Consider the following 23,394-nt stretch of genomic DNA (forward strand, 5'->3'; position numbering starts at 1 on the left):
CTTCTATTCCATAAGAGACCTCATTTTCTTTGTAAATCCAGCATCTGTCACAGCCAAAACCTTTCTCGGTTTCCCGACTGCTATGCTTAATTCCAGTGTTGAAAACACGGTTATAACTTCTACTTGATAATAGTCACTTTTGTCTTGAATCTTCTTGGTCAGATTGGGACCAGCATCATGGGCTAGAAAGACTAGCTTGGCTTTCTGGTCTTGGATGGCTTTAACCACCAATTCCTCTCCTGATATGATCCGGCCTGCTCGTTGAGCAAGTCCCAAGAGATTACTTATCTTTTGCTTATTCAAGTCCTAACTCTCTTCTTTTCACTTTGTGATTCACATAGGCGATCAACTCGTCATAAAAGCTTTCTTCCACTTCCATGTTAAAGCTGCGGTTAAAGACTTTCTTCTTTTTTGCCTCTAGGGCTTCTGTATTGTCTAGCTTGATATAAGCGCCACGGCCATTGGCCTTGCCTGTCGGATCGATAAAAACCTGTCCTTCTTTGTTCTTGACAATGCGGAGCAAATCACGCTTATCAATCACTTCGTTGGATACAACAGACTTGCGCAAAGGGATTTTTCTTGTTTTCATCTTTCCCTCCTCTAGCAGCTTTTATTCTTCGATCAATTCGTCCGCAGCTGCGTAATCCACTTGACCTGCTTCTTCCATAGCTTCAAATTCGCTGGCAGACTTGATATCGATACGGTAACCCGTCAAGTGAGCTGCTAAGCGAACGTTTTGTCCACGACGACCGATTGCAAGAGAAAGCTTGTTATCAGGTACAACGACCAAGGCACGTTTACTGTCGTTTTCATCAAAGATAACTTGGTCAACCTCTGCCGGTGCGATGGCATTGTAGATAAACTCAGCTGGATCTGCTACCCACTCAATAACGTCGATGTTTTCTTCGACAGGAATCATGCGGTCGCTCTTGGAATCATAACGAGCTGGATGGAATTTGCTGGTGATTTTCTTGATATTGGCACCACCACGTCCAACGATTGTCCCGATAGCGTCCACGTTTGGATTGTGGCTACGAACGGCAACCTTAGTACGGTCACCTGCTTCACGAGCTACGCTCATGATTTCGACAGTTCCATCATACACTTCTGGAATTTCTTGCTCCATCAAGCGTTTGATCATTTCTGGATGGCTACGGCTAACAAAGACGTTGACACCACGAGGATTGTCTTCAACCTTGTAGACATATACTTCAATACGGTCGTGGGAAGCAAAGACTTCTCCAGGGATTTGGTCTTGTTTGGACAATTGGGCTTCGATGCTGCCAAGGTTGACGTAAATAAAGCGGTTGTCAAATCGTTCTACCGTACCAGACATGATTTCTTGTTCATGTTCTTTGTAAGTATTGTAGGTGATGGCACGTGTTTGCTTGCGCATTTTTTCCATGATGGTTTGTTTAGCAGATTGGGCTGCTACACGACCAAACTCAGCAGGTGCTTCTTCAAACTTGATTTTATCACCAAGTTCATAGGCAGAATTAATGGCAAGGGCATCTTTCAAGCTGATTTCCAAACGGCTATCAAATACTTCATCAACAACTTCACGGACAGTATAAACTGTAAAGTCACCTGTTTTTTCATTGAAGTCAATAGCTACGCTGTCAGATTGACCATAGCGTCTGCGATAAGCGGAACGAAGCGACTCTACTACTGCGTCGATGATGTCTTCTTTTTTGATTCCCTTGTCTTCTTCCAAAATGCGGAAGGCCTCTAGCATTTCTTTACTCATGTTCTTTTTACTTTTGAATCCTCAAAAGCTATCCTTTCTTTTCTATAATTTTACTGCTAAACGTGCTTTTGATACTAAACTGTATGGAATTTGGACAGTTTTCTTACGTGTCTTGTCCATATATTCCATGGTCAACTCATCCTCTTCAAAGGATACCAAAGTTCCTTCAAAGACTTTTTGTTTATCGATGGCTTGGTAGAGCCCGACATGGATGTATTTCCCAACTGCTCCAGCGACGGCATCCTTGGTTTTCAAAGGACGTTCCAAGCCTGGACTGGTGATTTCTAGGAAATATTGTTCTGGGAAGGGATCAGGCTTGATAGTATCAAGAACAGGACTGATGATTTCTGTCAGGTCTGCCGTGTCGTTCAAGGTAATTCCTTCGGGTTTATCTACAAAAATACTGAGAATCATGTCACTGCCAATCTTTCCATACTCGATATCCACGAGCTCGAAAGGCGCTTGGATGACAGGTTCTACAACTTCTCTGACTAATTCTACGATTGTTGCGATTGCGTCCACCTCCTCATAAGCAAGAGGCGAAGATATTTCCCCGCCTCTCTTTCTCATATTCTTACTATCAGTATAGCACGTTTGTCAATTTATGTAAAGCATTAGCACTCAAACAGCTGGTTTTCAAGCTATTTCTTAAAATTCTGCCTCAACTCGGTAGATCACTTGACCTTTGCTGGAGAATTTTTGCTCATATTCCGTCATGACATTGCCTTCAAAATCACTGGCATGCAAGTCTAGCCAAACACCATTGAGTTTCATCCCATACTGAGAAAAGCTCACTAGACTGTACTCAAACAAGCCACGGTTATCTGTCTTGAAATGGATTTCCCCATTTTCAGGCAAGATGCGCTTGAAGGTATCCAAGAAACTCTTGTAAGTCAAACGACGTTTTTCATGGCGTTTTTTAGGCCAGGGGTCTGAAAAGTTTAGGTAGAGACGATCAATCTCACCGTCTTCGAAATAGTCAGTCAGATCTGAACCATCTACCCACAACAATTTGATATTGGGCACTCCAACTTCAAGCACCTTGTCCAAGGCATAACTCAATACCGACTTTTGGATATCAATCCCGATGTAGTTGATGTCAGGGTTTTGCTTGGCCATTCCTGATATGAAGGCCCCTTTCCCACTTCCAACCTCAACATGAATAGGATGATCATTTCCAAACAAGTCTCGCCATTTCCCTTTTGCTTCTAAGGGATTGAGGACCACATACTGGGGATTAGCCTCTAGTAATTCTGTCGCCCCTTTACGATTTCTAACTCTCATCTCTTCTTTCCATACTTATCACGGAAGACGCGCAAGGCATAAATCTCCCGGTTCACATTGTCTAAATCTTGATTTTCACAGTATTTGGCAATCTGGTTCAAGTAAGAATACTGACCATACCAATACAATTTATCTAACACTGTCTGATTGTACTTATAGCCATAGTCTCTCAACCATTGGCGCCACTGATAATCTGGAATGTAGTGGCATAGCAAATGTGCCACATCAAACATACGATCCGTCAGGCGAACCGAATCCCAATCCACTAGATAAACGAGTCCACTCTCTGTCTCAATCCAATTACTATGGCGAAGATCCCCATGCACAATCGTTGCATGGTCTTCTCTAAAACCTGGAACCGTCTTACCTAGCTCAGCAATCACACTGTTCAAATATTGATTCTGCTTCAAGATTTCTGGAACTCCTTGCTGCCAAGAACGCAATAAATCAACTGGCGTTTCCATGGTGTAGCCCAAACGGCTCAACTGCTTCATCAAAGGACGCGAGCGGTGAAGGCGGTTCAAGATATTGATAATCTGCTTGCGATTCATATCGTAAGGGGTCAAGATTTTGCCCGTCAGCCATTCCTGAGCACACATATCACTGCCATCTGGCAAACGACGAGTCCATAGTAATTGAGGAGCGATTTGTTCTCTGGCTAGGCCAGGTAGGATTGGAGAGGTGTTCATTTTTACAAAGACGCGCTTCCCATCAGGGTAGCTTCCCATATAAGCTTTGCCGCTCTTCCCAGGGATAGGGGTCAGCGTTAGCTCATTATCACCCAAGTCCATTTCTTTCCTCCGTATAAAGTTTCCTTACTATTCTACTAGTTTTTGGTCTATTCGTCAACCAATCTTTTTAGTTGGTAAGGCAAATAAAACAATTGTAGGAAGAGACTAGCTCCTACAAGAGCCAACAGGGCTATTTTTTCTTGAAAAACCACTGCTCCGACCAGCAATTCCAACAAAAGAACTACACTTCCCACACCGAGCACAATCTGTTTCAATCCCTTCTCTTTCTCCCCTTTTTCTAGTGGAAAGAGCTGAGTCAAGTACTGGTAGTCAAAGGCATGATAGAGGGCCAGTAACTGAAAGAGCAGGAGATAGTTAAATAAAACTACTACTGCTGTCGCGATCCAAGCTTGCTCAATAAAGATCACAGCTAACAAGGATAGGAAGAGGAGGCGGAGACTGAGGGCAAAGAGGTCTCCATTTCGCAAGTAAGAACGAAGATAGAGATTTTGCCAAATCTTGCTCGGCACTTTCTGAACCGTTCTAAGGATGAAATCCAGATAAGCGCGACGTTTGACACTATTTGAAATTCCTTTGACCTGAGTAAAGAGAGCAAAGAAACGAAGCAAAACTTGCTTGCGTTTGCTTTCTTGGGAAATGACAAAGTCCCAGTCGAGACCAGTATCAGTAAAAAATTTACTGGCTTTTTGACGAAAGAGGAGATATTTCCCAGCTCCCAATAAAAGCACGTAGGAAAGAAAGATAGGCAAGCCATAGCCCATGGCTAAAAATAAGGGCGCAAATAAAAGCAAGAAAAGGGTTTGGACAAAGAGCCAAAAGACCAGTGAGCGCACTGTCTGCCCTTTAAGGTGAGACTTAACCTCCTCTTCACTGACTAAGAGAAAGAGCTTGTCAGGTCCTTCCATGTAGGTCGCGATTCCTCCCCAAGCCAAAAGTAAGACAGATACAATCCCTAAAAACAAGAGGATGGGCCAGTGGTTTTCAGGAAAATCTTGCAAGAGTTGACTGTACTGGTAAGCTAGAAAACCGATGAGAACTAGCAGGAACAAGACAAAGTGGTCATTGAGAACATAACGCAGATAACCGACACACTCCTTACGAAAAGCCTGCTTTCGCTTTAAAAACAAGTCTTTCATAGCTCCTCCTCTTTGGTTAGAGCCAAGTAAATGTCGTTCAAACTCGCTTCAGGCATGTCAAAAGCCTCGCGCAGTTGCTGGAGGTTCCCCCGAGCCCGAACCTCTCCCTTGTGGAGGATGACAAAGGCATCACACATCTTTTCTGCTGAGTCTAGTACGTGGGTACTCATGAGAATGGACTTACCTTTTTGCTTTTCAACTTCTAGAAGCTGAATCAAGTCAGAAATAGCCAGCGGATCGAGCCCAAGGAAAGGCTCATCAACGATGAAAAGACTCGGATCCACCACAAAGGCACAGATAATCATGACCTTCTGCTTCATCCCTTTGGAGAAATGCACTGGAAACCAGTCTAATTTTTGATCCAAACGAAACATTTTTAACAAAGGTTCCACACGATCAAAAGCCACTTTTTGCTCAATACCATAGGCCATGGCAACCGTCTCGATATGCTCTCTGAGAGTCAATTCTTCATACAAGCTAGGCGTTTCTGGGATATAGCCAATCTGCTTGCGGTAGTTGGTTGCATCTTCTCGCAGGGTGAGACCGTTAATCTTAATTTCCCCACTGTAAGGTGTCAACAGTCCAATAATCTCATTGATTGTCGTTGATTTCCCAGCACCATTGAGACCAATCAAACCGACCAACTGCCCACTTTCAACTGTAAAGGACACATCTTTCAAGACAGGAACGTGAATATAGCCTCCTGTCAGGTTTTTAATTTCTAACATATTTTCTCCGAATCTGGTATAATGTAGCTATATTATATCAAAATTCAATACAGTAGAGGTGGATTTTATGTCAGATTGCATTTTTTGTAAGATCATCGCAGGGGAGATTCCTGCTTCAAAAGTATACGAGGATGAGCAGATTCTTGCCTTCCTTGATATCTCTCAAGTAACGCCTGGACACACCCTCATTGTACCAAAAGAGCACTATCGCAATCTTTTAGAAATGGATGCTGCGAGTGCCAGCCAACTCTTTGCACAAGTGCCAACAGTGGCTCAAAAAGTCATGAAGGCTACCAAAGCTGTCGGCATGAATATCATTGCCAACTGCGAGGAAATTGCTGGTCAAACGGTCTTTCATACTCACGTGCACCTCGTACCTCGCTACAGTGCAGAAGACGACCTCAAGATTGACTTTATTGCCCACGAACCAGACTTTGACAAACTTGCCCAAGTCGCTGAAACCATTAGAAATGCCTAAGGAGTTGCCATGAAACTATCCAATCTATTGCTATTTGCAGGTGCTGCAGCTGGAAGTTATTTTGTCGTAAAAAATCGCCAAGTCATCACAGAGGAGTTGATGGATACTAGCGACCGTGTCGAAGCTATGAAGGAGGATTTAGATGTCATTCAAAACAGCCTGCAAATCATCGACCAACAAAAAGCCCTTATCAAGGAATACCAAAAAGACTTGACCTACAAGTTCAAAGTTTTAGAAAAAGATTTCCAAACCAGACTAGCTGTGATAAAAGAAACACAGGAGCTTGAGGATAAGTAAAAAGAGCCAACAACTTTCCTTAAATCCATTTTAGGTTGTCAAATCCAAACAAAGAAGAGGAATGAAAATGAAACAGTTTGTAAAAGTTCTAGCGAAGGTCATCGCGATTATTTGCGGCTGTCTCTGCCTGCTTGCAGCCCTAGCATTTCTACTAGTGGCCAATCTTTTCAAGGCCTCACCGAGTGACATCCGAAATGGGAATGACGACTTAAAACAAATCTTTATCTCCCTTGACCTCCCTCCCGAGAAAGTCGAATCGGATGGACACTATCAATACGAGGGTGGAGGCCTAGATTTTTATGTTACTTTCTCAGACGAGGTCATCAATAGTCACCCCGTCCTAAAAGAAAGTCCAAAACTCACCAAAAACCGACTTAAAGTCTATGTCCTCCAGACAGGAGATATTTCCTACTATAAAGTAGGGGACAACTTATTCAATCGTGGTTTAATACAATTTTTAGAGGAGGAGGGCGAGAAATATTTCCAAGAAAAAGGAAAGAAATCAAATTCTTCTTACACAATTCTAAATTGGAAGGATCAGGCAAGTCTTAAAAAGGGAATTGCATTCTATGAAAAAGCTTTGACTTTAGTGGATATTCAGGATAATTCGGCGATCAAACATATCGATACTGTCACCGTGAAACCTGGTAAAGAAGCGGAACTTAAGCAACTCATTCAGGAGATGGATGTGGCTGGCTTGCTTACTCAAAAGTATAAATAGTCGACCAGCTGGAGAATGATTTTTCGACACTAAATTTTTAATGATAACAAAAAAAGAGCCCATCGGCTCTTTTTGTTTTATTCTCCTTCAAAGGCATCTTTTATATGGTCAAAGAAGCCTTTTTTCTTTGGATTGACTTTCAAGTCACCTGCAGCCGCGAACTCTTTAAGGGCTGCTTTTTGGCGGTCGTTCAAACCTGTCGGAGTTACGACATTGACAGTCACGTATTGGTCACCAACGGCACCGCCACGAAGGCTCGGTGCTCCCTTACCACGTAGACGGAATTTCTTGCCAGTCTGAGTTCCTTCTGGGATGACCAATTCAACATCACCATGCACGGTTGGAATTTCCACAGTATCACCAAGAGCTGCTTGGACAAAGTTGAGGTTCAGATTGTAGAAGATAGTCGTTCCTTCACGTTCAAACTTATCACTAGCTTCTACTGAAACCACCACATACAAGTCACCATAAGGTCCACCGTTAAAGCCTGCTTCACCTTGACCCGCTAGGCGGATTTGTTGGCCTGTTTCCACACCAGCAGGGATCTTCACATGTACGCTATGAGCTTGTTTTTCATGACCTGTTCCGTGACAAGTTGTACATGGATCTTTGATTTCTTTTCCGCGACCATGACAGACATCACAGGTTACTTGGCGGCGCATCATACCAAGCGGAGTCTGTGTATCGACGTTAATAACACCAGCACCATGACAGCGTCCACAAGTGACTGGACTTGTCCCTGGCTTAGCACCAGATCCATTACATGTACGACAGCTGGCTTCACGGTTGTACTTAACTTCCTTTTCTGTTCCGAAGATAGCTTCTTCAAAGGTCAAGTTCACACGATACTGGAGGTCATCCCCTTGACGAGGAGCGTTTGGATTGCGTGAAGCACCGCCTCCCCCGAAAAAACTTGAGAAGATATCTTCAAAACCACCGAAGCCACCTGCTCCGTCAAATCCGCCAAAGCCACCAGCACCACCAAAGCCACCGTTGGCACCTGCAGCACCATACTGGTCGTAGGCTGCACGTTTTTGGTCGTCACTCAAAGTCTCATAGGCTTCTTGAACTTCCTTGTATTTTTCCTCAGCGCCAGGCTCCTTGTTGATATCTGGGTGATATTTTTTGGAAAGCTTACGATAAGCCTTTTTGATCTCGTCTGCCGAAGCGTTTTTTGACACCCCCAGACGATCATAAAATTCAGTATTGTTCATAATTCAAGATACAAAGGGCGTCAAACGGACACAGCCATCTAGGAGTTTTGACGACGGACGCTTACGTCCTAGAAAAAACTATCTTTTTGACACAGTCCGTAGCCCGTGTTCAGTTACTCGAACACCCTTATTCCTTTCTATAATTTATAAGTAAATCATTAGAGGGTATTGTCTATACTCTGCTTCACTTCATCAAACTCTTTGTCCGATAGAGTAAAAATCAAGTCCTCTTCTGAATATTCATTCTGTTCTTTAAAATAGTTATCAGTATTTTCTGCCAAACCTAGACCAAGAATCACTTTTCTTGCAAACTCTTGATGTGCAAAGCCAATAGCAGTAATGATATTTTTATCTTGCAGGACAGCTTTTGCTTTGAAATTTTCCCGAGGAAGAAATTCAAAATAGTCAAAGAAGTTTTGCCAAATCCCACCTGTAAATTTCGTATCGTTCAATAAACCTGCTTTCGCCAATAAAAGAGGCGCTGAAGAAATTGCTGCAATTAAGACATCTTGCTCATCGAGACCTTTCAAAAACGAAATCAATTTCTCATCCTGTAGAGCAGGCCCTATATTTACCATTCCTGGCAAAATAACACAAGAATAATCTTCTAGACGTATTTGATTCAACGTCTTCGTCGGTTGACAGGGCAAACCATCCTCAGAGACCACTATCGAATGATCTGAAGCGACATAATCAATCATGATGTCAAAAGACAGAGCTAAAGCACTTGTTAAAGCGGTTATCTCATAAAGAGAAAAATTGGGGTAAAGGATACAAAGTACTTTTTTCATAAGCTACACCCTCTATTTTATCGAAAAACAGAGGCTGGGTTGCAACCTCTGGATTTCTTCTTATACTTACTAGTTCGAGTTTTAAAAATCAAACTAGTATTGGCTCAACTGAGTTTTGGCTAAAAACTTCGGAAAAAAGATAAGCTATCTTTTGTGCATCGCACAAGGCGATGGCTTCCTATTTTTCTTTCGTTTTCTTAACGCCTCAACATCTTACCGAATTGAGCACACCCTAACCTCTTGGTGAAAAAGAGACGTAGCTGTTTTCGCTTTAGCGAACTACAGATATGGCTACCTTTAGGTGCAAATCTTCCTAGAAACTAAAGCTTCTGCGTCAGATTTCCTATTTTCACTGTGAGGTTTTAACGGGCTTTGCATCTTACTTTTCAGTAAACTCTCCGTCTACGACGTCATCGCCTGCGTTTCCTGTTGCTTGTGCGCCTTCTGCTCCTGCTTGAGCTTGTTGCGCTGCTGCGGCTTGTTCGTAGAGTTTAACAGCAAGTCCTTGAGCTTTTTCGTTCAATGCTTCGAGTTTTGCTTTCATTTCGTCCAAGTTGTTATCTTCTTGGGCTTTCTTAAGCTCATCAAGGGCAGCTTGGGCAGCGTCACGTTCTGCATCGAAGCCTTTTCCTTCAGTTTCCTTGATTGTCTTTTCAGTCGCAAAGATAGCTTGGTCTACTTCGTTACGAAGGTCAACTTCTTCTTTACGTTTCTTATCTGCTTCAGCGTTTGCTTCTGCATCTTTCATCATGCGGTCGATTTCTTCATCAGTCAAACCAGAGTTAGATTGGATAACAATAGTTTGTTCTTTTTGAGTTCCAAGATCTTTAGCCTTAACAGATACGATACCGTTCTTGTCGATGTCAAATGTTACTTCGATTTGTGGGATACCACGAGGAGCAGCTGGGATGTCTGTCAATTGGAAACGTCCAAGAGTCTTGTTATCTGCGGCCATTGGGCGTTCACCTTGAAGAACGTGGATATCAACGGCTGGTTGGTTGTCTGCTGCAGTTGAGAAGACTTGTGATTTAGATGTTGGAATTGTTGTGTTACGGTCGATGAGTTTTGTGAAGACACCACCCATTGTTTCGATACCAAGTGACAATGGTGTTACATCAAGAAGGACAACGTCTTTCACATCACCAGTGATGACGCCACCTTGGATAGCAGCACCCATGGCAACTACTTCATCAGGGTTTACTGATTTGTTTGGTTCTTTACCAGTTTCAGCCTTAACAGCTTCTACAACGGCTGGGATACGAGTTGAACCACCAACTAGGATAACTTCGTCGATATCTGACAAGCTCAAACCTGCATCTGAAAGGGCTTGACGAACTGGAACTTTTGTACGCTCTACAAGATCACGAGTCAAATCGTCAAATTTCGCACGAGTCAAGGTCATTTCTAAGTGAAGAGGTCCAGATTCACCAGCAGTGATAAATGGCAAGCTGATTTGAGTTGAAGTTACACCTGAAAGGTCTTTCTTAGCTTTTTCAGCCGCATCTTTCAAACGTTGAAGAGCCATCTTGTCTGTTGATAAGTCAATACCATTTTCTTTCTTGAATTCTGCAATCATGTGATCGATGATTTTTTGGTCAAAGTCGTCACCACCGAGTTTGTTATCCCCTGCAGTCGCCAATACGTCGAAGACACCGTCACCCAATTCAAGGATAGATACGTCGAATGTACCACCACCAAGGTCAAATACCAAGATTTTTTCTTCTTTGTCAGTCTTGTCCAAACCATAAGCAAGAGCTGCTGCAGTTGGTTCGTTGACAATACGTTCTACTTCAAGACCAGCGATTTTACCAGCGTCTTTTGTAGCTTGACGTTGTGCATCGTTGAAGTAAGCAGGAACTGTGATAACAGCTTTGGTTACTTTTTCACCAAGGTAATCTTCCGCATAACCTTTCAAGTATTGAAGGATCATAGCTGAGATTTCTTGTGGAGTGTACTCTTTACCATTTGCAGAAACTTTTTCAGAAGTTCCCATCTTAGATTTGATAGAGATAACTGTATCTGGGTTTGTGACTGCTTGACGTTTTGCAGCATCACCAACAATGATTTCACCGTTTTTGAATGATACTACAGATGGAGTTGTACGGTTCCCTTCTGGGTTTGCGATGATTTTGCTTTCAGTTCCTTCAAGAACTGCAACTGCTGAATTTGTTGTACCTAAGTCAATACCGATAATTTTAGACATGTGTTTTTCTCCTTAAATTTTATATTCTTTCTTTTTGATACTCTTCTTAGGTGGCGGCGCCGTCAGAGCTTGACTCGTCAATCTCTTTGACTAAACTTTGAGCCTAAGGTCTCAAAGTTTGCGCAAATAACGCCACGGCGAAGAGTATCGTCTTTGGTTCGCTTTGCTCACTATTGCAAAGCTGAACAATTTCTTATCTTTCTTTCATAGTTTATTGTCGTTTCGGACAAGTTTTCTATTATGTATGTTGCAACCGTCAGAATTGCCTAGTTGTAGACAACTACCATTGCTGGGCGTAGGATGCGGTCATGGAGTTTGTAGCCTTTTTGGAAGACTTGTGCGATGGTATCTGCTGGGTGCTCATCGTCTGCTGGGAGAGTTTGGATGGCCATATGATAGTTATGGTCAAATTCGCCGTCAGCTACAATTTCTTCGATTCCTTCTTCTTTCAAAGCGTGAATCAAGCTCTCTTGCACCATCTCCAATCCTTTTTTGACGTCGTTTGTCAAACCTTCAACTGCTAGTGCACGTTCTAAGTTGTCAAGCGATGGTAAGATTGCTTTTGCCAAGTCCTGACTACGATAACGTTGCAAGTTTTGACGTTCTTCATTGGCACGTCGCTGAATGTTTTGCATTTCTGCATGAGCGCGAAGGTATTTGTTTTCGAACTCATCCGCACGTTCATTTGCCAAGTCCAACTCAGACTTCTCAGGAGTTGTTTCTTCAGTTGTTTCCACAACTTCCTCTTCTTTCATTTCTTCGTTTTTCTTATCTTGGACCATTGTCGCCTCCTTTAATGATTTCAAAATTAATTTACTTCGTAATGATTACTGCTGAGATAGCGGTAAAAATCTGTCAATTTCATGGTCAAAACACGATTGACTACATTGACTTGGTTGACCAATTGCTGGTAATCCAGATTGACCGGACCAATAATCGCTAGAATTCCAAAACCTCGATAAGGAATGAGAAATTTACTGCTAATCACTGCTAGGTCAGCTAGACAAGACTCTTGACTGTCCGCAACACGGACATTTTGCATCTGATCTTCATGCAGACTTTCACGAATCTCTAGGGCCACCTTTTGCGGTTGGTCAAAGAACTGATAGGCTGCTAGATTGGCAAAATTTAAGAGATTGACTTTTCCCGCTACCACAATATTTTCGTTGAACATTTCCCTAAAGATATGTTCAAAGAGATCCATGACATTGTCCGTTGTCGTAAAGTAACGCTGGATAATCTGTGGAATCTCCGTCCGAATCTTGTAGTGAATATCTAGAACGGTATGACCGAGGAAACGTTCCTGAATGATGCTCTTCAGTTTCAGCAAATCTTCCTGCAAGAAGTTCCTTGGAATCAGAAATTGACTGGTAACCGTTCGGGACTCGTCTAGGGTAAATACTGCCAAGGCTGTATGTTGTCCCAAAACAACGATATCAAAGGCTGTCAACCGTTGCCTGCTCGGCTCAACATCCAGAGCCACTACCGTACAGCCACTCAGTTCTGTCAGTAGATTAGCAGCCTCTTGCAGAATATCCTCCAGTTTGAAGAACTCCTGATCAAAGGCTTTGACAATCTCGTATACCTCATTTTCAGCCAGTCTGTCAAAAGCAAGCGAGTGTTTCACATAGTACTGAAATCCCGCGACACTTGGCATCCGACCGCTTGAGGTATGAGCCTTCTCAAGCAAACCCTGCTTCTCTAGAGCTGCCATGTCATTACGAATGGTAGCACTACTAGAATTGATAGACTCTTGTAGCGCCTTGGATCCGACAGGTTCATGTGTTTTGGTAAAGATGTCAATAATCAGATTTAAAATATCCTGCTGACGCTCTGTAACCATCTCATCACTCCTCTCTGTCCGATCAATTAGCACTCTATGCATCCAAGTGCTAACTCATGATTCTATTATACACCCTTAGAAGAGAATGTCAAGACAAAAACTCAAAAAATTAGCACTCTTTTGCCAAGAGTGCTAAAAATCAGTCTGAAGACCTAGAAACTTACTTTTCATCAATTTGGTATTTCCTTTTAAGTCTGAAAAAACCATAGATTAGATAAGAAATTAAGCAAGCATATAACAAGAAAATAATAAAGAAAGACTGAGACAAGTTTTCTCGATACAAACTCATGCAAACAACAAGACCACCTGAGAAAGTAGCCATACAGGAACGAAGTCTAGACCGCATTACCTCCCATCTGAGGTCATTACTCATATAGACTTGCTCCTCCGGAAGTATATCAGAAGCTGGTTTACGAAGAATTGAACAAAAACCTGTTTCTATCAATTCCCAACCTCTATTTCTAAAATCTTGTAGTTCATGCTTATACTTTTTAAGAAATCTAGAATCATAGATATGATAGATGACATCATCTGGTTGGCATTGTTCAAAATAGAAAAAACCAAAACGATTAGTTCTATATTTCCAACCTTTCAAGTGCATCTCATGCAAATAATCTTCTTCCTTGTCCAAATCAATAATGGTGAAAATCCGAAATTGTACTTTGCTATTCATTGCCTGACCTCCAAATCAGAAAACAAGTATTGTTTCAGCTATCAGATAATTCTTTCCACTTTTGGAACAATCTCCAAAAAATATTAAAAATCTGAATCGCAAAAACTATCAATAAAACCCAATCTATTATGAAAATCAAAAATACTTCCCAACTGAAAGAACTACCTCCACTGAGAAACTTTGAGAAAACCGGTAGTAGAGCTGAAAAAAGAATCAAAATAGGTAGCATCCGCATTATTAAAATCCGTTTGACCATGGCTAACTTCCCAGTAGCGTCATTATAGATTTCAAACTCGGTATCCAACTCAATTCCAGAACGAAGCTTTCTAAAGTAGGAAAAAACATTAAAATCTATAATATGCTCCCATCCACAGTCTTTAAATAGTTGTAAATAGGAGGCTCTCTCTGATTTTTTCATGGGATAAAAATCCAACTGATAAGACACCTGCTCCGGTTGGCACTTTTCAAAAGTATACTTAACCGCAACTACTAAGTTAGAGTAACTCACTTCCTTAAGTTTCCAACCCTTAGCATGCATTTCCCCAAGGTATAAAGCCTCTCTATCATAATCCGCAATTGTAGATATCCGATATACAACCTTCTTTTCCATCATACTTCCTCCCGACTGTTTCTATAGAGCCGTTCAATACGTTTCAATTCAATTTCCAAAACCTTTCGTCCCAAATCTATTATCTGATATATTTTCCGTTTTTCCTCTTCCCGGATAAAGGAAATCAAGCCATCCTTTTCCATCTTTGACAAGGTTCCATACATAGTTCCAGGACTAATCGAAACTTGCGAATCTGTCATCTCCTTGACCTTTTGTGTGATACCATATCCATGGTTCTCCTTCTGTAGACAAAACAAGATATAAAAACCCGTTTCCGTCATCGGAAGATAAACTCGACGAATCTTATCCGTCAATTCCATTTAACCCCACCTCCTATTTAGTTCGATATATCGCATCTCGTTATATAAACTATATCACATCTCGATATAAAATGCAAAAAAAGATCACCCTCAGGCAATCTTTCTTCTATATTAGTAAAGATCTAAATAATTATCAACTTCCCATTGTGAAACGAAGGTTGCATAGCTAGCCCACTCGATACGTTTTGCTTCAAGGAAGCTAGTGTAGATGTGTTCACCTAGGGCTGCCTTGACCACTTCATCCTCAGTCAAAGCTTTCAAGGCATTATGAAGAGTTGATGGAAGATCAGTGATTCCAGCTTCCTTACGCTCTTCTGCTGTCATGATGTAGATATTTTCTTCGATAGGAGCTGGTGCTTCGATTTTGTTTTCAATACCATGCAAACCAACTTCCAAAAGAACAGCCATAGCGATGTATGGGTTTGCCATTGGGTCCACTGAACGCAACTCAAGACGAGTTCCCATACCACGCGAAGCTGGTACGCGCACAAGTGGCGAACGGTTACGACCAGCCCAAGCAATGTAAACAGGTGCTTCATAACCTGGAACCAAACGTTTGTATGAGTTAACTGTTGGGTTCATGATAGCAGTATAGTTGTAAGCATGCTTAATCAAACCACCAAGGAAATGGTAGGCCGTTTCAGACAACTGCATTCCTTTTGGATCATTTGGATCAAAGAAGGCATTGTTTCCTTCTGCATCAAACAAGGACATATTACAGTGCATACCTGATCCAGCGATACCAAATTTTGGTTTCGCCATAAAGGTTGCGTAAAGACCGTGTTTGCGAGCAATGGTTTTAACAACGAGTTTAAAGATTTGAATCTTGTCACAGGCACGGAGGACTTCATCATACTTGAAGTCAATTTCATGTTGTCCAACCGCAACCTCGTGGTGACTCGCTTCTACTTCAAATCCCATTTTAGTCAAGACATTAACGATTTCACGACGTGTATTGTCCGCAAGGTCAGTAGGCGCCAAATCAAAGTAGCCACCCTTATCATTTACCTCAAGAGTCGGATCCCCATTTTCATCCAGTTTAAATAGGAAGAATTCTGGCTCTGGTCCAAGGTTGAAGGATTTGAATCCTACTTCTTCCATATGGCGAAGAGCACGTTTCAAATTGCCACGAGGGTCACCTGCAAATGGTTTACCTTCTGTTGTATAGACATCACAGATCAAACCTGCAACACTTCCGTTTTCATCTCCCCAAGGGAAGACTGTCCATGTATCCAAGTCTGGGTACAAGTACATATCTGACTCATTGATACGTACAAAACCTTCAATAGAAGATCCATCAAACATAGCCTTGTTTGACAAGACTTTATCTAACTGTTCATCTGTAGCAGGAATTTCGACGTTTTTCATCGTTCCCAAAATATCTGAGAACATGAGACGAATAAAGGTAACATTTTTTTCCTTGACTTCACGACGAATATCTGCAGCTGTGATTGGCATGGTTTTTCTCCTTAATATATGACTACTTGCGATTGCCTAACCGCGACCAAAAGGTGAATGTGCTGAAGCAAAGCGTCCCTGCTGGAGGAGTTCATTGTGAAGTGCGCGACGCACCTCCGTCTGACTCACCACTTTCTTGGACTTCGCCTCACGCTCAGCATATTTTTTCTTAATGGCAGCGATATTGTAGCCTTCAGAGATATAATCTTTGATTTCAAGCAGACGATCCATATCATTCAACGAATACATGCGACGGTTTCCTTCGTTTCGATCAGGTTTAATCAACTCTTGGTCTTCATAATAACGAATCTGACGCGCCGAAAGATCGGTCAACTTCATAACACTGCCGATAGGAAAAACAGCCATATTTCGGCGAAATTCTTTTTCCTTCATTTACAATTTCCTTCTTTCTGTCTATTATAGTCTAAAAAAAGACAAACGTCAATTGATAATGTCATAAAATGTAACATTATTTTTCTTTTTTCTCTAAAAAGAAATGAATACGATCAATATCATAATTTACGAGAATCGCGACAAAAACTCCCATGAAAGTTTCCGATACACGCGCAAACACGTATAAAATTGTTTCACCGCTCGGTATTGATAGGGTAATGATTAACATAGCTGCTACACCACCAATAACCCCCGATTTATTATTCATGGCCACATTTGTCATAATGGTTAACATAGTGCAGATTGGAACAACCACCAAGGTCACCCAAAAGGCTCCATGAAATAAGGTATTTAAGAGAAAAAAGATAAGGGCGTAGAAGCCACCGATACTATTTCCTAGAATACGTGAAGTTCCAAAATGGACGCTCTTATCAAAACTCTCCCTCAGACTAAAAACTGCTGTCAGAGCACCGATTTGAAGACCTTTCCAGCCAAAAAAACCAAAAATCAAAAGAACTAGAAAAACGGCAATTCCCGTTTTGAAAGTTCGCATACCAAGCTTGAACTGTGACTTATCAAATTTATATTTTTTAAAATAACTCATAATCTCAACTTTCTACTACCATTTTAACATAAATCAGTTGATTTTATGAGTGAAAATCAATAGGAAGCGTTTTTAATTTAGGCTATAAAAAAGAGGAAACAGAGTTCCTCTTTTCTATTTAACTTTCAGAAATTAGTTACTTTCGTCTTCTTTTCGTTTCAACTGGCTAAGTCCTAAAATGCCCACTAAAGCTGCCAGACCAAGATATGGCATGTAGCTTGAATCATTTGTACCTGTGTGAGGTAGAGTAGGGTTTCCTTTTGGATTTGGATTAGAATTAGGAGTTGTTGGCTCCTCTGGTTTCTTAGGTTCTGGCGTTGTCGTACGAACTGTATTTGAGGCGTAAGCAACTTTGTTCACAGTATTTACATAGGTATTTTCAAAAGTTCCGACAGCAATTCGTTTCATTTGAATATAAGTCTCAGCCTGGAATGGAGAATCCAACTGAATCTCTTGAAGGAATTCCTCCTTGAAGCGAATGGTAATCATTCCCTTATCTTGATCATGTTCAACCTGTGTTTCAGCTGTTAAGTCTGTCCCTGCCTTAATAACACGACCGTCTTTCAATCGGATATCAACCTTGGCAAGAACTTTATAGTTTCCAGTGTATTGATCACCTTTTTGATCATAGTCATCTACAAAACTATAGTCATTCAAGTCCTCAGAATGATTTTGTGGAATCAAACCACCGATTAAACGATAATTGAAGTACTGGTTCAACGGAATTGTTTGGCCATCGATATTGTCACTGCTTGGATCCATACTGATTGTCACATCTTTTTTCGGTGCGATTTTCGGTACATTGTTGACAACTACTTCTGTAGCATAGCCATTTCCAAAATCAATTTGGTAGGCTTTATTTTCATACTTACCACCCGTTTGACCAAATTCAGGTTTAACTGTCATCGGATCTGTGATTAGCAATGATTTTCCTGCTGCTACATAGTTCTTGTAGAATTCAGCTGGATTATCAGCTGAGAAGAGTTGGAAAGCACCTTTAACAGTGATGTTGGCTTTCTTCAACAGCTCTTGAACCTTCTTAGGCGCAGCTTCTAAACTATCATATTGTTGAACACTGATACCTGATACAAGATTGCCCTCTAGATCACGAATCTTAACCAATTCTGGTTGAAGGGTTAAGGCTTCTTCTGGATAATCATCCACATAGTAGAAACCATTTTGAATCGCTTCTTTAGAAGATTTATCTCCCTTGTATTGGTCCAAATCCCATGTAAGTTCATAGTAGTTCGTTGAACCAGCTAGAACCTCTTTACCATCAATATTTACACCTTGCTTGTTCTTGTTAACTTTCAAAGGCTTGATGTAGTTGTTATTTGGATTGTCAGGATCATTTGGTTTACCTGGAGTCGTTACACGAACAATGTTTGACTTAACACCGTAGGCGTCGTTGACTGTCAATGTAAAGTTATTTGTATAAGTTGCCCCATCATTCAAGACACGACCAACAACAGTTGGATATAGAGTCTCAAAGGATTTTGTCAAATCTGCATTGAAAGCAGCCAAGGTCTCCTCAGTAGCCTTAAAGGTTACAGTGTGACTAGCTTTATCATAGCTTGTTTCAAAACCTTTGCTTGCAGCCTTGGTTGCTTCCAAATCAAACTGATAGCCAGTTGGAAGTGGATCTACCAATACAAACGAAGTTGTTTTTGGACGACCAGCTGTCAACGCTTCTGTTTTCAACTCAAACTTCACTACAGACTGCTTAGCAACTAGAGTACGATCGATATCTACTCCATCCTCATTTTTAATTTCTTTATTAATCTGAGGTTGTGCAAATAGACGATTGTAATGGAAGTGAACTGTTGGCACCGCTGGTGGTGTTGGCAACTGCTTAGGAGTTGGTGCTACCGGCGGAGTTGGCAATGGATCATAATTTGGCTCTTCTGGTTTTGATGGCTCTGGTTGATCTGGAGTTTTTACCGGTGGAGTTGGCTCATTTTCGTAGTTTGGTGCTACTGGAGCTGGTTCCAATGGTTTCTCTGTCTCATATGTTGGTTCTTCTGGTTTTGATGGCTCCGGTTGATCTGGAGTTTTTACCGGTGGAGTTGGCTCATTTTCATAGCTTGGTGCTACTGGAGCTGGTTCCAATGGTTTCTCTGTCTCATATGTTGGCTCTTCTGGTTTTGATGGCTCTGGTTGATCTGGAGTCTTAACCGGTGGAGTTGGCTCATTTTCATAGTTTGGTGCTACTGGAGCTGGTTCCAATGGTTTTTCCACTTCATAAGTAGGAGCTTGTGGAGCAGTTGGTTCTACTGGTGGAGTTGGTTTTTCCTTAGTAATTTTCGGAACGTTGACGGCACGAATCTTACCATTGAGTGAGTACCAGATGTTTGGTCTTTTACCTGTATCAACCGCCATAACTGGATCAGAAGGAACTACTAGGGTCGCAGAAATAGCACCGACAGTAACACGGTTAGTTGAACCGGACATGCTGATTGCTCCCGCACCATACCAAGAGTTTGGAGCATCTGATGAATCCCATCCTGAATTAGGCTGGCTATTTTTATACATTGTCCAGCGAGCTCCACCCTGTCCTTGTTTAAAGTTCAGGGTTTCTGTGGCATAAATCTTTCCGTCTTTTTCTCCAACAGATGAACCGGAAATTTTAATAAAGTTACCAGTGTAATCCTTGGCCATCTCAATAGAATTATTTTCTCTATTTAGAGAAGCAACTGAAAGGAGGGCATTGTCAAAATTAATTGGCTTGTCATTTTCATCATAGAAGGTAAATTCATTTTTGATGAAGATAGATGTATTCTTTTCATCTTTACCAGTATAGGCTGAAGCAAAGACACCTAACGTTGGGTCTGTAAAGATTCCCAACCAAACTTTTCCACTAGGATTTTGAAATTTTGAAGACGGGTCTACAGTATATTTGTAAACAATCTTCGAAATCTTTTTACCATTGTAGTAGGAATTTTGAAGGTTGGTATAAGTCGCTGTTACGCTTTGACCACGTTTTAGAAGAACTGAGCCCCATTTAACTTCAGTCTTATTTCCTACGTTGGTCGTCCAGCCAGATTTATCATTAATATTCCCATACAATTCCATAGAAGAGCTAGTAGCATTCGCACCTTCTAGATGAGTAACATTAAGGTTGTCTAACTGAAGATTCTTATTACCGTATTGCGCAGTATCGTGTTTGAAGGCGTTATCTACAGCTGTTGCTTTAAGAAAACTTCCTTCAGTTGTCAAAGATAGTTGAGCATTTGGTTCTAAGTCATAAACCAAGCTACGAGCAGATGGTTTAGACAAGTACCCATCCTTGTCTTTATTCTTTTCAAGCTCTACAAGTGCAGCCTTAATAGATACCTGCTCATCTTGATAAGCCTTCAGTTTAGTCGGATACTCAGCCAACTCTTTCTTATACTTAGCAAGGTCTGCTTCATATTTTGCAACCTTAGCTTCATAGTCTGCTTTGGCTTTAACATTTTGTTGCTTAATTTCTTCATTCTTAGCTTGAATTGTCGCATTTTTTGCCTTGTTGTCTTCAACAGCCTTTTCATAGGCTGCTTTTGCATCGGCGTTAGCTTTTTGAACGCGAGCTAATTCCGTCTGGTATTTGGCCAGCTTAGCTTGGTAGTCTGTTTCGTTAGCTTCGTTTGCTTGTTTGACTGCTGCCAAGTCTTTTTCGTATTGTGCTATTTTAGCCTCATAAGTTGCCTTGGCTGTTTCATTTCGTTGCTTAATCGCTTCATTTTCAGCTTGGATAGCTGTGTTTTTAGCTGTGTTTTCTTTTACTGCTTTATCATAAGCCTCTTTAGCTTCCGCATTTGCCTTTTGAACTCGAGCCAATTCTGTCTGATAAGCTGCTAATTTAGCTTGATAATCAGCATCATTATCCGCCTTAGCTTTCTTAATAGCTGCAAGATCTGCTTCATACTGCTTCATCGCCGCTTCATAAGTTGCTTTTGCAGTTTCATTACGTTGTTTAATCGCTGCATTTTCAGCTTGAAGCGCTGCATTCTTTGCAGTGTTTTCTTTTACTGCTTTATCATATGCCTCTTTAGCTTCATCATTAGCTTTTTGTACTCGGGCTAATTCTGTCTGGTAAGCTGAAAGTTTATTTTGATAATCCCGTTGACTATCTTCGTTTGCTTTTTTGACAGTTGCTAAATCTTTTTGATATTGTGCTAGCTTAGCCTCATATTCTGCTTTAGCTGTTGCATTGGCAGTGTTGATTTTTTCAACTTCTTCTTGATGACTTTTTAGATCTTTTTGATACTTGTCATCCGCCGCTTTGTTTTCAGCATTGATTTTATCTGTTTCTGCCTGATGAGCTGCGACTTCTTTTTTATATGCTTCAGTTGTTGTCTTTATTTCTTCTGCTTGTTTAGCATAGTCACTTTTGATCTCATCTTGTTTTTGAGCATTTTCTGTAGCAGTTGTAGCTGTTCCTTTGTCTTTTGTTTCATCTTGAGCTACCTTAACTCCTGCAGATTTTGCATCAGCAACTGTTTTATCCAAATCAGCTGATGATACTTCTACTGGCAAAGCTGAGTCTTTAGAACCAGCCTTAGCTTGGCTCTCTTTGGCAACTTGGCTCATTTCACCCTGAGCTTCAGGTAAATTTGTGGCCGGGTTTCCTGTAGTAGCTACCTCAACCGTACTTGTACTAGTTGTCTCTGTAACTTCATCAGCAAATACTGCTTTGTCTGCAAAAGTAATCAAAGCAGTTCCTAAAACAGCACCACACAAAGTTTTCGCAACTTTGCTTTTACGAAATCCATAGACTTCTTTTTTATTTTTCATTATAAGCCATTTCCTTATCTAAATTAATCATCTACCGTCCATAGTAGCATTTTATGATGTGGGATGCAAATATTTGCTCTCCCCCCCTTCATTTATCGATAAATCTAACATATTTATAAATGAAATTAAAAAGAAGATGGTTAAACCATCTTCTTTCAGATAAACTATTTATTTTTCAGTCAAGGCTGCAAGACCTGGAAGAACTTTACCTTCGAGGAGTTCCATTGATGCTCCACCACCAGTAGAGATCCATGAGAACTTGTCTGCACGACCAAGGTTGATGGCTGCGGCAGCTGAGTCACCACCACCGATGATTGATTTAACACCTGGTTGTTTCACGATAGCATCCATGACACCGATTGTACCAGCTTGGAAGTCTGGGTTTTCAAATACACCCATTGGTCCGTTCCATACAACTGTCTTCGCACCAGTCAATTCTTGATCGAATTTAGCGATAGATTTTGGACCGATATCCAAACCAAGGAATCCAGGATCAACTGCTTCACCTTCAGTGTTTTTCACTTCAGTGTAGTCAGCAAATGCGTTTGCTTCTTTTGAGTCAACTGGCAAGATCAATTTGCCGTTTGCTTTTTCAAGAAGAGCTTTCGCAACATCCAATTTGTCTTCTTCTACAAGTGAGTTACCAATTTCGATACCTTGAGCTTTGTAGAATGTGTAAGTCATCCCACCACCGATAAGAACTTTATCAGCTTTTTCAAGCAAGTTTTCGATAACACCGATCTTGTCTGAAACTTTTGAACCGCCAAGGATGGCTACGAATGGGCGTTCTGGAGCTTCAACTGCTTCTTGGATGTAGGCAATTTCGTTTTCAAGAAGGAAACCAGCAACTGCTTTTTCAACGTTTGCTGAGATACCAACATTAGATGCGTGTGCACGGTGAGCTGTACCGAATGCATCGTTTACGAAGATGCCATCTCCAAGAGATGCCCAGTATTTACCAAGTTCAGGATCGTTTTTAGATTCTTTCTTGCCGTCAACATCTTCGAAACGAGTGTTTTCAACCAAGAGAACTTGTCCATCTTCAAGAGCGTTGATTGCTGCTTCCAATTCAGCACCACGTGTAACACATGGGATAAATTTAACTTCTTGTCCCAATTTAGCAGCCAAGTCAGCAGCTACAGGAGCAAGTGATTTACCTTCTTTGTCTGCTTCTTCTTTTACACGTCCAAGGTGAGAGAAGAGGATTGCACGTCCACCTTGTTCAAGGATGTACTTGATAGTTGGAAGAGCTGCAGTGATACGGTTGTCATTAGTAATCACGCCATCTTTAACAGGTACGTTGAAGTCAACACGAACGAGAACTTTTTTCCCTTTCAAGTCAACGTCTTTAACAGTCAATTTTGCCATT

Annotated in this window: 24 protein-coding genes; 3 read left to right on the plus strand and 21 right to left on the minus strand. The window is 41.3% G+C overall.

Annotation, left to right across the window (positions count from 1 at the left end):
* Window positions 1-3: 3 nt before the first annotated feature.
* From ATE37_RS09960 to ATE37_RS09995, 8 genes are all read right to left on the minus strand, one after another.
* Window positions 4-303, minus strand: coding sequence for a YlxQ-related RNA-binding protein (locus ATE37_RS09960; protein ID WP_001041395.1), 300 nt, complete (start codon window positions 301-303; stop codon window positions 4-6).
* Window positions 296-589 (minus strand): RNase P modulator RnpM, encoded by a 294-nt coding sequence (gene rnpM / locus ATE37_RS09965; RefSeq protein WP_084868902.1) that lies wholly within the window; start codon window positions 587-589, stop codon window positions 296-298. The genes ATE37_RS09960 and rnpM overlap by 8 nt, the downstream gene beginning before the upstream one ends.
* Before the next feature lie 21 nt (window positions 590-610).
* On the minus strand, window positions 611-1,747 hold the full coding sequence (nusA, locus tag ATE37_RS09970) for a transcription termination factor NusA (RefSeq protein WP_084868903.1): 1,137 nt from the start codon (window positions 1,745-1,747) through the stop codon (window positions 611-613).
* Between the two features lie 42 nt (window positions 1,748-1,789).
* Window positions 1,790-2,269, minus strand: coding sequence for a ribosome maturation factor RimP (gene rimP, locus ATE37_RS09975; protein WP_000338695.1), 480 nt, complete (start codon window positions 2,267-2,269; stop codon window positions 1,790-1,792).
* A gap of 126 nt (window positions 2,270-2,395) precedes the next feature.
* Window positions 2,396-3,031, minus strand: a complete 636-nt coding sequence (gene trmB / locus ATE37_RS09980; RefSeq protein WP_033583646.1) for a tRNA (guanosine(46)-N7)-methyltransferase TrmB — start codon at window positions 3,029-3,031, stop codon at window positions 2,396-2,398.
* Window positions 3,028-3,822: a cell cycle regulator CcrZ gene (gene ccrZ / locus ATE37_RS09985; protein ID WP_084868904.1), complete on the minus strand. Its 795-nt coding sequence runs from the start codon at window positions 3,820-3,822 to the stop codon at window positions 3,028-3,030. Before ccrZ ends, trmB begins: the two co-directional genes overlap by 4 nt.
* 47 nt (window positions 3,823-3,869) lie before the next feature.
* Complete coding sequence (locus ATE37_RS09990; RefSeq protein WP_084868905.1) at window positions 3,870-4,919, minus strand: ABC transporter permease; 1,050 nt, start codon at window positions 4,917-4,919, stop codon at window positions 3,870-3,872.
* Entirely contained in the window at window positions 4,916-5,647 is a 732-nt protein-coding gene (locus ATE37_RS09995; protein ID WP_000889915.1) for an ABC transporter ATP-binding protein, read from the minus strand. The genes ATE37_RS09990 and ATE37_RS09995 overlap by 4 nt, the downstream gene beginning before the upstream one ends.
* Window positions 5,648-5,714: 67 nt before the next feature.
* Here ATE37_RS09995 and ATE37_RS10000 point away from each other — a divergent pair, with 67 nt between their 5' ends.
* The 3 genes from ATE37_RS10000 to ATE37_RS10010 all read left to right on the plus strand — a co-directional run bounded on the left by ATE37_RS10000 (window position 5,715) and on the right by ATE37_RS10010 (window position 7,143).
* Window positions 5,715-6,125, plus strand: coding sequence for an HIT family protein (locus ATE37_RS10000; RefSeq protein ID WP_084868906.1), 411 nt, complete (start codon window positions 5,715-5,717; stop codon window positions 6,123-6,125).
* Between the two features lie 9 nt (window positions 6,126-6,134).
* Window positions 6,135-6,422 (plus strand): hypothetical protein, encoded by a 288-nt coding sequence (locus tag ATE37_RS10005; RefSeq protein WP_084868907.1) that lies wholly within the window; start codon window positions 6,135-6,137, stop codon window positions 6,420-6,422.
* 67 nt (window positions 6,423-6,489) lie between these two features.
* Window positions 6,490-7,143 (plus strand): hypothetical protein, encoded by a 654-nt coding sequence (locus ATE37_RS10010; RefSeq protein WP_241502113.1) that lies wholly within the window; start codon window positions 6,490-6,492, stop codon window positions 7,141-7,143.
* A 77-nt stretch (window positions 7,144-7,220) separates the two neighbouring features.
* Here the strand turns inward: ATE37_RS10010 and dnaJ are convergent, their stop codons facing one another.
* The 13 genes from dnaJ to ATE37_RS10075 all read right to left on the minus strand — a co-directional run bounded on the left by dnaJ (window position 7,221) and on the right by ATE37_RS10075 (window position 23,393).
* On the minus strand, window positions 7,221-8,357 hold the full coding sequence (dnaJ, locus tag ATE37_RS10015) for a molecular chaperone DnaJ (RefSeq protein ID WP_001066316.1): 1,137 nt from the start codon (window positions 8,355-8,357) through the stop codon (window positions 7,221-7,223).
* 158 nt (window positions 8,358-8,515) lie between these two features.
* Complete coding sequence (locus ATE37_RS10020) at window positions 8,516-9,148, minus strand: DJ-1/PfpI family protein (protein WP_033583635.1); 633 nt, start codon at window positions 9,146-9,148, stop codon at window positions 8,516-8,518.
* Between the two features lie 379 nt (window positions 9,149-9,527).
* On the minus strand, window positions 9,528-11,351 hold the full coding sequence (gene dnaK, locus ATE37_RS10025) for a molecular chaperone DnaK (protein ID WP_033605565.1): 1,824 nt from the start codon (window positions 11,349-11,351) through the stop codon (window positions 9,528-9,530).
* Window positions 11,352-11,617: 266 nt separating this feature from the next.
* A complete protein-coding gene (grpE, locus tag ATE37_RS10030) occupies window positions 11,618-12,133 on the minus strand; it encodes a nucleotide exchange factor GrpE (protein ID WP_084868909.1) in 516 nt (171 codons plus the stop codon).
* Between the two features lie 26 nt (window positions 12,134-12,159).
* Window positions 12,160-13,194, minus strand: coding sequence for a heat-inducible transcriptional repressor HrcA (gene hrcA, locus ATE37_RS10035; RefSeq protein WP_084868910.1), 1,035 nt, complete (start codon window positions 13,192-13,194; stop codon window positions 12,160-12,162).
* Window positions 13,195-13,354: 160 nt separating this feature from the next.
* Window positions 13,355-13,867, minus strand: a complete 513-nt coding sequence (locus ATE37_RS10040) for a DUF2812 domain-containing protein (protein WP_084868911.1) — start codon at window positions 13,865-13,867, stop codon at window positions 13,355-13,357.
* A gap of 34 nt (window positions 13,868-13,901) precedes the next feature.
* Entirely contained in the window at window positions 13,902-14,477 is a 576-nt protein-coding gene (locus ATE37_RS11005) for a DUF2812 domain-containing protein (protein ID WP_084868912.1), read from the minus strand.
* A complete protein-coding gene (locus ATE37_RS10050) occupies window positions 14,477-14,797 on the minus strand; it encodes a PadR family transcriptional regulator (RefSeq protein WP_084868913.1) in 321 nt (106 codons plus the stop codon). Before ATE37_RS10050 ends, ATE37_RS11005 begins: the two co-directional genes overlap by 1 nt.
* A 111-nt stretch (window positions 14,798-14,908) precedes the next feature.
* The gene (gene glnA, locus ATE37_RS10055) at window positions 14,909-16,255 is read right to left on the minus strand and encodes a type I glutamate--ammonia ligase (protein WP_001122897.1); all 1,347 of its coding nucleotides are present in this window, start codon (window positions 16,253-16,255) and stop codon (window positions 14,909-14,911) included.
* Between the two features lie 36 nt (window positions 16,256-16,291).
* Complete coding sequence (glnR, locus tag ATE37_RS10060; protein WP_000659550.1) at window positions 16,292-16,648, minus strand: transcriptional repressor GlnR; 357 nt, start codon at window positions 16,646-16,648, stop codon at window positions 16,292-16,294.
* 76 nt (window positions 16,649-16,724) lie between these two features.
* Window positions 16,725-17,252, minus strand: a complete 528-nt coding sequence (locus ATE37_RS10065) for an FUSC family protein (RefSeq protein WP_084868914.1) — start codon at window positions 17,250-17,252, stop codon at window positions 16,725-16,727.
* A 132-nt stretch (window positions 17,253-17,384) separates the two neighbouring features.
* A complete protein-coding gene (locus ATE37_RS10070; protein ID WP_084868915.1) occupies window positions 17,385-22,025 on the minus strand; it encodes an antigen I/II family LPXTG-anchored adhesin in 4,641 nt (1,546 codons plus the stop codon).
* A gap of 168 nt (window positions 22,026-22,193) precedes the next feature.
* Window positions 22,194-23,393, minus strand: a complete 1,200-nt coding sequence (locus tag ATE37_RS10075; protein ID WP_084868916.1) for a phosphoglycerate kinase — start codon at window positions 23,391-23,393, stop codon at window positions 22,194-22,196.
* Window position 23,394 lies beyond the last annotated feature (1 nt).

Origin of the sequence: Streptococcus oralis subsp. tigurinus (assembly GCF_002093575.1) — a bacterium.
GTDB lineage: Bacteria > Bacillota > Bacilli > Lactobacillales > Streptococcaceae > Streptococcus > Streptococcus oralis_CH.

What these genes read in the sequence shown, in the direction of transcription:
- rnpM (WP_084868902.1), bottom strand. Translation starts at nt 589, where the DNA reads ATGAAAACAAGAAAAATCCCTTTGCGCAAGTCTGTTGTATCCAACGAA.
- nusA (WP_084868903.1), bottom strand. Translation starts at nt 1,747, where the DNA reads ATGAGTAAAGAAATGCTAGAGGCCTTCCGCATTTTGGAAGAAGACAAG.
- trmB (WP_033583646.1), bottom strand. Translation starts at nt 3,031, where the DNA reads ATGAGAGTTAGAAATCGTAAAGGGGCGACAGAATTACTAGAGGCTAAT.
- ccrZ (WP_084868904.1), bottom strand. Translation starts at nt 3,822, where the DNA reads ATGGACTTGGGTGATAATGAGCTAACGCTGACCCCTATCCCTGGGAAG.
- ATE37_RS09990 (WP_084868905.1), bottom strand. Translation starts at nt 4,919, where the DNA reads ATGAAAGACTTGTTTTTAAAGCGAAAGCAGGCTTTTCGTAAGGAGTGT.
- ATE37_RS09995 (WP_000889915.1), bottom strand. Translation starts at nt 5,647, where the DNA reads ATGTTAGAAATTAAAAACCTGACAGGAGGCTATATTCACGTTCCTGTC.
- ATE37_RS10000 (WP_084868906.1), top strand. Translation starts at nt 5,715, where the DNA reads ATGTCAGATTGCATTTTTTGTAAGATCATCGCAGGGGAGATTCCTGCT.
- ATE37_RS10005 (WP_084868907.1), top strand. Translation starts at nt 6,135, where the DNA reads ATGAAACTATCCAATCTATTGCTATTTGCAGGTGCTGCAGCTGGAAGT.
- ATE37_RS10010 (WP_241502113.1), top strand. Translation starts at nt 6,490, where the DNA reads ATGAAACAGTTTGTAAAAGTTCTAGCGAAGGTCATCGCGATTATTTGC.
- dnaJ (WP_001066316.1), bottom strand. Translation starts at nt 8,357, where the DNA reads ATGAACAATACTGAATTTTATGATCGTCTGGGGGTGTCAAAAAACGCT.
- ATE37_RS10020 (WP_033583635.1), bottom strand. Translation starts at nt 9,148, where the DNA reads ATGAAAAAAGTACTTTGTATCCTTTACCCCAATTTTTCTCTTTATGAG.
- dnaK (WP_033605565.1), bottom strand. Translation starts at nt 11,351, where the DNA reads ATGTCTAAAATTATCGGTATTGACTTAGGTACAACAAATTCAGCAGTT.
- grpE (WP_084868909.1), bottom strand. Translation starts at nt 12,133, where the DNA reads ATGGTCCAAGATAAGAAAAACGAAGAAATGAAAGAAGAGGAAGTTGTG.
- hrcA (WP_084868910.1), bottom strand. Translation starts at nt 13,194, where the DNA reads ATGGTTACAGAGCGTCAGCAGGATATTTTAAATCTGATTATTGACATC.
- ATE37_RS10040 (WP_084868911.1), bottom strand. Translation starts at nt 13,867, where the DNA reads ATGAATAGCAAAGTACAATTTCGGATTTTCACCATTATTGATTTGGAC.
- ATE37_RS11005 (WP_084868912.1), bottom strand. Translation starts at nt 14,477, where the DNA reads ATGGAAAAGAAGGTTGTATATCGGATATCTACAATTGCGGATTATGAT.
- ATE37_RS10050 (WP_084868913.1), bottom strand. Translation starts at nt 14,797, where the DNA reads ATGGAATTGACGGATAAGATTCGTCGAGTTTATCTTCCGATGACGGAA.
- glnA (WP_001122897.1), bottom strand. Translation starts at nt 16,255, where the DNA reads ATGCCAATCACAGCTGCAGATATTCGTCGTGAAGTCAAGGAAAAAAAT.
- glnR (WP_000659550.1), bottom strand. Translation starts at nt 16,648, where the DNA reads ATGAAGGAAAAAGAATTTCGCCGAAATATGGCTGTTTTTCCTATCGGC.
- ATE37_RS10065 (WP_084868914.1), bottom strand. Translation starts at nt 17,252, where the DNA reads ATGAGTTATTTTAAAAAATATAAATTTGATAAGTCACAGTTCAAGCTT.
- ATE37_RS10070 (WP_084868915.1), bottom strand. Translation starts at nt 22,025, where the DNA reads ATGAAAAATAAAAAAGAAGTCTATGGATTTCGTAAAAGCAAAGTTGCG.
- ATE37_RS10075 (WP_084868916.1), bottom strand. Translation starts at nt 23,393, where the DNA reads ATGGCAAAATTGACTGTTAAAGACGTTGACTTGAAAGGGAAAAAAGTT.